The 357-nt window shown below is 39.5% G+C and carries 1 protein-coding gene; it reads right to left on the bottom strand.

The features are described from left to right. The coding region (locus E5983_RS09600) for an IS66 family transposase (RefSeq protein ID WP_160333533.1) at positions 1 to 357 on the bottom strand (357 nt) is incomplete at both ends.

The following is a 357-nucleotide window of genomic DNA, read 5'->3' as shown; positions in this document are numbered from 1 at the left end:
CTATAGGAAGTCTCATCTGCGTGGAGAACAGATTGTTCTCTCAAGATATCTGAGAGTAGATTATAAAGAGGTTTAAGGTAATATTGAGCAGACTTAATATGCCAGTTAGCGATCTCTTTCCGACTAATTGGAAGACCTAGTTTTTCCCAATCGGATTCCTGTCTATAGTTTGGAACCTTCAAGTTAAATTTTTGATGAATGGTATGAGCTATGATAGATGCAGACCCTAGACTATGGGCTAGTGGGGCTTTCGGCACAGGAGCTTTAAGGATTTTATCCTTATCTGACTTCTCACTACAAGTCAGGCATTTATAGGCATGTTGGATATGATCAAGCCGTTTAAGTTGAGCAGGAATA

Origin of the sequence: Streptococcus danieliae (assembly GCF_009767945.1) — a bacterium.
GTDB classification, from domain to species: domain Bacteria; phylum Bacillota; class Bacilli; order Lactobacillales; family Streptococcaceae; genus Streptococcus; species Streptococcus danieliae.
The sequence above is the reverse complement of the archived record's forward strand: the minus strand, read 5'-3'. Positions and strand labels throughout refer to the sequence as shown.